The organism is Geoglobus sp. (genome assembly GCF_054018175.1).
Genome location: NZ_JBPLZQ010000059.1, coordinates 25,305 through 32,512, shown reverse-complemented (window position 1 = coordinate 32,512; position 7,208 = coordinate 25,305). Strand labels below are relative to the sequence as shown.

The window sequence follows — 7,208 nt, the reverse complement described above, 5'->3', positions numbered from 1 at the left end:
ATCCTCAGCGAGCATGTACCTGATGGATATACCCTCTCTGGCGAGTATGGACGTTATGCTCGCCACTATCCCGGGCTTCTGGCTCTCCGCGTAAACCTCAAGCACTCCAAATCCGAGAATTCTCGCCACGTCGGCGATGTAGGCAACGGGTCTGAGAGACGAGAAGACCTTCCTCAGCTCCTCGTCACTTTCTATGTTCTGAATCGCCATCACGACCACTTTCCTGTCCACTCCAACAGCCTCGGCTATTTTCGTGGGCACGAGCTCGATGTTTCCACAGTACGTCTTGCCGTTTCTAACTGCAATTCCCAGCTTGAGGAACTCCTTCGCCACGGCTATCTGCGAGGGATACTTCTCAAACTTCTCCTGAATCCTTCCCCACATGGTCACACCAGATACCTTTCCACATCATATACCTTCTTACCACAGAACTCACACCTCGCCACAACCCTTCCGCTTTCCTCACTTATTCTGAACGCCGAAACCACCGGTTCCCCAAGATCGTTGGATATGCAGTTCTGGTTTGGGCAGGTCAGGATTCTCTCGACCCTCTCTGGAAGGGACACCCTGAACTTCCTCACGATCTCAAAGTTCTGAACTATGTTTATCGTCGCCTTTGGGGAGACGAGCGCTATCCTGTTGAGCTCCTCCTCGCTTATGAACTTGCCCTCAACCTTCACTATGTCCTTCCGCCCCATCTTCTTGCTCTCCACGTTCATTGCCATGCTCACCCTTTCCTCGCTCCCGCTCTTGATTCCGAGGATCTTCAACACCTCGAGGGCCTTTCCTGCAGGAATGTGGTCGATGACCGTCCCGTCCCTGATCTTGCTAATCGTGAGGACGTTCATAGCATCACCTCGCTGAGAATCGCCATCCTAACGGGAACACCGTAAAACGCCTGTCTGAAGTAGACTGCGTTCTTAAGGCCATCAACGTCGTAGGAGATCTCGTCCACCCTCGGAAGGGGGTGCATGACTATAGCATCGCTGTTCTCGAGCATGTCCGCAGTTATCCGGTAGCTGCCAGCAACCTTCCTGTACTCCTCCTCGTCAGGGAACCTCTCCCTCTGTATTCTCGTCACGTAGAGAACGTCTGCACTCTCCACCGCAGTTCTGAGGTCGCACTCCACGAATGTCGCGTCCACCTCCATGATCTCCTCAGGTAACCTCAGGGTTTCCGGTGACACGAGGTAGATCTCGGCACCGAAAAGCGCGAGAGCCTTTATGAGAGAGTGGACGGTTCTGGAGTACTTCAGGTCACCTATGAGGGCTATTTTCAGATCTTCGAGTCTTGCTTCCTTCATTATCGTGTACAGGTCGAGGAGCGTCTGGGTGGGGTGCTGACCCGCACCATCCCCGGCGTTTATTACCGGGACCTCACATATCTGACTCGCGAACCTCGCGGACCCTTCCCTGTAGTGGCGAAGGACGATGCAGTCGGCGTACTGCTCAACAACCCTCAGGGTGTCGGCAAGGCTCTCTCCCTTGGCTATGCTCGTCGCCTCGAGGTTGCCGAGGTTTATCACCTCGCCCCCGAGCCTTTTCATTGCAGATTCAAAGCTCATCCTCGTCCGGGTGGAAGGCTCGAAAAAGAGGTTGGCCAGAACCTTGCCTTCGAGGATTCTCATCCTCTTCTTTCCCCTCGCAACATCAAGAAAATCGTCTGCTTTCCTGAGGATGTGCACGATGTCCTCCCTGGAGAGGTCATCTATGGAAATGAGGTGCCTTATTCTCGACATCAAATACTGATTGAGAAGCACATATTTAAGTTCTGCGCAGCTCCCTTAAAAGCCCGAGAACTCCCTCGAACGTGTACCTTTCCGGGACTCTCGACCTTACACCATACTTGGAGAGCTCGTCTGCTGTGGGAGGGCCGATTGCCACTGTGAACACGCGATTGAGCGCGTCTACAGCCTCGCCAGTCAGACCCTCGGACTCCGCGTTCTCCATGAACGCCCGAACGATCATCCTGCTGGAAAACACCACGGCGTCTATTCTGCCCTCCACCACCTCCCTCACAGCCCTTCTCTGCTCCACGCCCCTCGAAGGAACGATTCTGTAAAGCACATACTCATTCAGGTCGCAGACTTCAGACAGCTTTAAGAGGACAGGGTCTCCCCTGTCGCTTCTCAGGAGGTTCACAGTCTTTCCGGCAACCACATTCCTGAACTCCCTGAAAACCGTCGATGAATCGTATCTCGACGGAATTCTCACGTCAAAACCAGCCCGCCTGAGCACCTCTGCCGTTCTGGGACCTATGGCGATCACATTCCCTCTGATCAACCTGTCCCTCACGGCAATTTTCGCAGAGGTCTGGCTCGTAATAATTGTGAAATCTGCATCGCCGACACTTGCGGCCAGTTCCTCGATCCTTATCATCGGAACGTGAAAAACCTGAAACCCCGCCTGCCTGAACAGTCTTGCCGTGTCCTCCGCGTATTCAGATGGTCTGAAAAATGCAACCCTCATCCCTTCACCAGAGAGTAGATAAAGTCCGCGATTCTCTCGACCTCGTCCCTCCTGAAGTTCGGGTAGCCGTCCACAGGCTCGTCACATACAACCGCGAGAATCCTGCCGTGCTTGAAGTACTCCAGCTTTTCGGGACTGTCGAGAACGACAATCCTGTCCTTTCCAGCCCTGCTGTATCCCTCAGTTATCACCAGGTCGTAGTCTCCCCTGAGGTACCGCTCGTAAACGTAGTCGAGGCTGTCCTCGCTCGCCCTCCTTATGAAGGCCATTTTCACGGGGGAAGAGATCAGGACGTCCGCACCGCTGTTATAGAGCTTCCAGGAATCCTTGCCCTCCTTGTCTATTTCGAAATCCCCGTGGGCGTGGTGCTTGACCACCGCAACCTTCAGCCCCCTCTCAACTAAGATCGGGATTACCTTCGTGAGGATCGTGGTCTTGCCACTGTCCGAAGTGCCTACGAAGCTGATCAGAACGGTCATAGGAACCTCACCGTCTCGAGGTTCATCGGTGCCCTCGTCTACACCCTGTACGTCTTGTAGAGGGCCGACGCAAGCTCTATGCACTTGTTCTCATCACCGTGAATCGTGAGTATCTTTTCAGGCTTTTGCTTGAGAGCTCTCACATAGTTCAGCAGCTGCTTCCTGTCCGAATGACCGGAGAAACCATCAACTGTTTCCACCTGCATGTTTACCTCGACAACCTCCCTCTTTCCTCCAGAAGACGGAAGAGGAACTTCCTTCCAGCCCTTCTGAATCCTCCTGCCCAGAGTTCCTTCGGCCTGATAACCGACAAACACAATGGTGTTCCTCTCTTCGGGTGCAAGGGTCCTGAAGTACTCCATGACCGGACCACCGTTCAGCATACCTGAGGTGGCGAGTATGACCGATGGGGAGGAATCCTCAATTACCTCCTGCCTCTTGCTGGCTGAATCCACCCTGACAAAGCTCTCACTTATGAAGGGGTTTATACCCTGATGGAATATCAGGTCCCTCAAGTGAGTGTTGAGGTACTCGGGATAAGCGGTGTGAATGGCGGTGGCTTCGTAGATCATACCGTCCAGATACACCGGAATCTCCTCTATCTTTCCGTTCCTGATCGCCTCCTCCAAGACGATCATCACTTCCTGACTTCTGCCAACGGCAAAGGTTGGGATCAGGACCTTCCCTCCCCTCTCCACCGTCGACCGGATTATCTCGATTAGCTTCTCCTCAGCCTCCTTCCTTGAGGGCTGGAAGTCCTCAGATCCTCCGTACGTCGCCTCCATTATCAGTCCCTCGAGCCTCGGAAAGTGAGTGTGAGCACGGTCAAACAGCCTCGTCTTCTCAAACTTGAAGTCCCCCGTGAAGGCGATGTTGTAAAGCCCCTCACCGATGTGGAAGTGGGCTATTGCAGACCCGAGGATGTGGCCCGCGTTGTAGAACGTCAGTCTTATGTCGGGAGATATGTCGGTGACCACTCCGTAGTCGAGCGTTATCGTGTGCTTCAAAGCCTCCCTGACGTGCTGGGACTCGTATGGCGTGGGGTTACCCTCCCTTCCAGCCACCTCTATGAAGTCCAGCTGCAGCAGCACCATGAGGTCCCTCGTCGGCGGGGTGAGGTACACTGGCCCCCTGTATCCGTACTTGAAGAGCACGGGGAGGAGTCCACAGTGGTCGAGGTGAGCATGGGTTATCACCACCGCATCTATGCTGTCGAGCGGCTGAATTTCGGGAACGTAGAGGTAGGGCGACTGGTGGACGTTCCCGACGTTCACTCCGCAGTCGATCAGGATCTTGCTTTCAGGGGTCTGGAGGAGGTAGCAGCTCCTTCCGACTTCCCTCGACCCTCCGAGAAAAGTCACCCTGACCCACTTGTCCTCGTAGATCGTTCCTCTGTGGATCCTCTCGCCAATTCTCTTGAGGATCTCCTTTCTCTCCTCCCTCGAAGAGAGCAGAAAGTTTCTCACATTCTCGATGGTCTTTGACCTTATCGGCGCAGTCCTCACAGGGCGTGGGCTCCACCCCACCGCCTTCATTATCTCCCTGAGCGTAACACCGTTCTTCCCGATGACCACTCCCGGCTTCTCCGCCTCAATGATCACCTCACCGTTCTCCTCGTCGAAGAAGAACCCTGTTATCTGCGCCTCCTCCGGAACGATCCGCTTTATAATTTCTTTGGCCTCTTCGGGCGGCTTAAGGCTCTTTGGATCCGGCCGGACTATTATTCTCTTCCTGAGGTCCTTGGCGAGCTTCCTGATGATGTCACCACTGTCTGCGAACTCCTGGGGATTCTCCACGTAGATGACGAGGAGCGGGCCCTCGAACTCGATGTTCTTGATCCTTATGTTCTCAGGTACGAGCTCGACGATCTTCTCCTTGAGCTGCCTGATATATTCCTTGCTTGACATAACTACCAGATTCCGGAAAAACAGAATTACTTTCTGAACTTCGACAGGATCTGCTCCACCTCTTCTCTCCCGAGCTCGTAATACCCGTCTTCTGTTATCTTGACCACATCTATCCCGTCACCGCTTGCAGAGTCCCTCCTCATCGCGGAGTGTATCGCCCTAACTGCAAGCTCCACGGCCTCGTCGACAGTTATGCCGTCCCTGTAGGCGTCCTCAAGAACTCCGTACGCCATCGGAGAACCTGACCCTGTCGCCACTATATCCGTCTCCTCGATCGCCCCTCCAATCGGGTCTATGGAGTATATGCTTGCCCCCCTGTCGTCTATTCCGCCTATCAAAAGCTGAACCAGGTAGGGGAAGTACCTGACAGAATTCAGCAGGTTTGACGTCATAGTCGCAATCGCCCTCACGCTCGGCCTTTCCTCCTTCCTGATCTCATAGAGGTTCATCTCCACTTTTATCAGCCGCACGAGGAACTGCGCGTCACCCACACTTCCAGCAGTAGTCATTGCAACCCTGTCAGAGATCCTGTAAATCTTCTTAGCCCTCTTGCTGGCTATGAAATTGCCCATCGTGGCCCTTTTCTCAGTGGCCATCACTACTCCATCCTTACAAACTATCCCAACTGTTGTTGTTCCCTTATACACCTTATCCTGCAGCATTTCTGACACCGTAACATCTCCTTTTTGTTTATTCTTCAGAAAAGCCTGTGGCCAAAATGAGAAAGGAGTTATATGTTTTTAAGCTTTACGTTGTTTTGACGTGTCAGACAAACCACACTCCGGTGAAATTCCGACCGACACGCAAAGAAATATAAAAAATCCACGTCAAGGTGTCCAAGATGCACGCATTCGTGATCGCCGGAACAAACAGTGGGAGCGGAAAGACGTCAATTTCCATTGCCGTAACCGCCGCGCTGATGAAGAGGGGCATGAGGGTTCAGCCGTTCAAGGTCGGTCCCGACTTCATAGACCCCACCCACTACTCATTCTGCGAGTGGGCGGTGAACCTCGATGCGTTCATGATGGGCGAGGAGGGCGTGAAAAGGTCGTTCGTCAGGTGGGTGAGGGGAAAAGACGCTGCCATCGTTGAGGGAGTTATGGGCCTCTTCGACGGATACAGGCTTTCGGATTACTCATCCACCGCACACGTGGCAAGAATCCTCGACATCCCCGTGATTCTGGTGATGGATGTTAGGGCAATGTCTCTCTCATCCCTCGCAGTTTACGAGGGGTTCAGAAACTTCGATCCACGCGTGAGGGTTGCAGGAGTCATATTCAACAACGCCACGCAGTTCCACGAGAGGCTTGCAAGGGTGTTCGAGGACAGGGGCTACAGGGTGTTCGGGGTGGTGCCGAAAAACGAGATGCTGAAAGTCGAGAGCAGACACCTCGGCCTGCACCTCGGAATGGAAGTCAAAAGGGACTGGAGGAAAATTGCAGAGTTCGCCGAGCAGCACATAGACGTTGACGGAATACTGGAGATCTCGGAACACGATCCTGACTTAGAAGATGCTGACGAACGCATTACTGGCAAAACAGAGTTCAGAATAGGGGTTCCGTTCGATCAGGCCTTCTCATTCTACTACAGAGATAACCTCTCAATTCTGTCTGAGCTTGGAGAGCTCGTCTTCTTCTCCCCGCTGAAGGGTGAAACCACGGAGTGCGACGCTTACTACATAGGCGGAGGATATCCAGAGCTCTACGAGTTTCCGAAATTCGTGAAGTTCATAAGGAGAGAAGCCCTGGATGAGAAGCCGATCTACGGGGAGTGCGGTGGGATGATGGTGCTCTCAAGGCAGATAGAGATCGACGGAAAAAGAAAAAGGATGGCAGGGGTTCTCGACGTTGACGTTGAGTTCACGCCAAGGCTGCAGGCCCTCGGGTATGTGAGGGGTGAGGTGGTGCGGGACAACCCGTTTTTCCACGGCACTTTCAGGGGGCACGAGTTCCACTACAGCAGAGCGTATCCTGACCAAGACGTCAGGTTTGCTTTCAGGACCGACGGCAAGGGCATGGTGGACGGGTGGGACGGCGCCATGGCCTACAGGACGGTCGCGGGCTATGCGCACATTCACCTCTACTCGACTGTGATCTCCGATAAACTCAGGGAAAAACTTTAACTTGTAGAGAAACACCTTACTATTCGGTGATGCTATGAAGGCTGTGGTTGATGCGGATGTTTGCACCGGCTGCGGGACGTGCGCGGACATCTGTCCCGAGGTTTTCGAGCTGGGCGATGACGGTATCGCACACGTTGTTGGAGACTGTGGAGAGTTTGCAGACTGCTGTACCGAGGCTGCAGACAGCTGTCCTGTCGGAGCGATAACAATAGAGGACTGACGAAGCCCTCAT

9 protein-coding genes are annotated in these 7,208 nt (G+C 53.7%); 2 read left to right on the top strand and 7 right to left on the bottom strand.

The genetic code is table 11. From position 1 onward, the window contains the following. The 7 genes from ACXJJC_RS04865 to psmB all read right to left on the bottom strand — a co-directional run. Window positions 1–384: amino acid-binding ACT domain protein (locus tag ACXJJC_RS04865; RefSeq protein ID WP_456369778.1), on the bottom strand; the 384-nt coding region annotated here is incomplete at its 3' end. 2 nt (window positions 385–386) lie between these two features. Continuing rightward, entirely contained in the window at window positions 387–848 is a 462-nt protein-coding gene (gene pyrI / locus ACXJJC_RS04860; RefSeq protein ID WP_456369777.1) for an aspartate carbamoyltransferase regulatory subunit, read from the bottom strand. Further along, window positions 845–1,738 (bottom strand): aspartate carbamoyltransferase, encoded by an 894-nt coding sequence (gene pyrB / locus ACXJJC_RS04855; protein ID WP_456369775.1) that lies wholly within the window; start codon window positions 1,736–1,738, stop codon window positions 845–847. Before pyrB ends, pyrI begins: the two co-directional genes overlap by 4 nt. 25 nt (window positions 1,739–1,763) lie before the next feature. Continuing rightward, window positions 1,764–2,468: a uroporphyrinogen-III synthase gene (locus tag ACXJJC_RS04850; protein ID WP_456369774.1), complete on the bottom strand. Its 705-nt coding sequence runs from the start codon at window positions 2,466–2,468 to the stop codon at window positions 1,764–1,766. Beyond that, window positions 2,465–2,947 (bottom strand): molybdopterin-guanine dinucleotide biosynthesis protein B, encoded by a 483-nt coding sequence (gene mobB, locus ACXJJC_RS04845; RefSeq protein ID WP_456369773.1) that lies wholly within the window; start codon window positions 2,945–2,947, stop codon window positions 2,465–2,467. The genes ACXJJC_RS04850 and mobB overlap by 4 nt, the downstream gene beginning before the upstream one ends. Before the next feature lie 38 nt (window positions 2,948–2,985). Beyond that, on the bottom strand, window positions 2,986–4,854 hold the full coding sequence (locus ACXJJC_RS04840; RefSeq protein WP_456369772.1) for a beta-CASP ribonuclease aCPSF1: 1,869 nt from the start codon (window positions 4,852–4,854) through the stop codon (window positions 2,986–2,988). Between the two features lie 26 nt (window positions 4,855–4,880). Further along, on the bottom strand, window positions 4,881–5,516 hold the full coding sequence (gene psmB / locus ACXJJC_RS04835; protein ID WP_456369779.1) for an archaeal proteasome endopeptidase complex subunit beta: 636 nt from the start codon (window positions 5,514–5,516) through the stop codon (window positions 4,881–4,883). A 179-nt stretch (window positions 5,517–5,695) separates the two neighbouring features. On the opposite strand from psmB, the gene ACXJJC_RS04830 reads away from it, so the two are divergent. Both ACXJJC_RS04830 and ACXJJC_RS04825 read left to right on the top strand, forming a co-directional pair. Further along, a complete protein-coding gene (locus ACXJJC_RS04830; RefSeq protein WP_456369764.1) occupies window positions 5,696–6,976 on the top strand; it encodes a cobyrinic acid a,c-diamide synthase CobB in 1,281 nt (426 codons plus the stop codon). 34 nt (window positions 6,977–7,010) lie between these two features. Further along, on the top strand, window positions 7,011–7,196 hold the full coding sequence (locus ACXJJC_RS04825) for a ferredoxin (protein WP_456369745.1): 186 nt from the start codon (window positions 7,011–7,013) through the stop codon (window positions 7,194–7,196). Window positions 7,197–7,208: the final 12 nt, after the last annotated feature.